The organism is Pseudomonas sp. NY15437 (assembly GCF_048068435.1).
Classification (GTDB): domain Bacteria; phylum Pseudomonadota; class Gammaproteobacteria; order Pseudomonadales; family Pseudomonadaceae; genus Pseudomonas; species Pseudomonas nitroreducens_B.
Map to the genome: position 1 here is coordinate 1 of NZ_JBLUQC010000051.1, position 367 is coordinate 367.

The window sequence follows — 367 nt, forward strand, 5'->3', positions numbered from 1 at the left end:
TGCTCGGCTTTTTCGTTTGAAGATGGTGCCCAGGAGAAGACTCGAACTTCCACGGTGTTGCCACCGCTAGGACCTGAACCTAGTGCGTCTACCAATTCCGCCACCTGGGCATGCTTTTCAGCATGGGGTGCGATGATCGCTCATCGTCTTGCGGTGATGCAACCCTTGGTTGCATCGGGCGGTCTATTGTTCGGTTATCAGGGTTCCGAACCCGCCTGATAAAGCCTGTCAGCGACTGACTTTATCCTTGAATAAGTGGTGCCCAGGAGAAGACTCGAACTTCCACGGTGTTGCCACCGCTAGGACCTGAACCTAGTGCGTCTACCAATTCCGCCACCTGGGCACTGGAGTCGATGATTGCTCATCG

General features: G+C 54.8%; 2 tRNA genes. Both read right to left on the reverse strand.

From position 1 onward, the window contains the following. Nucleotides 1-23: 23 nt before the first annotated feature. Nucleotides 24-110, reverse strand: a tRNA-Leu gene (locus ACNFIA_RS31985). 146 nt (nt 111-256) lie between these two features. Next, nucleotides 257-343: transfer RNA gene (locus tag ACNFIA_RS31990), tRNA-Leu, on the reverse strand. Between the last annotated feature and the right edge of the window lie 24 nt (nt 344-367).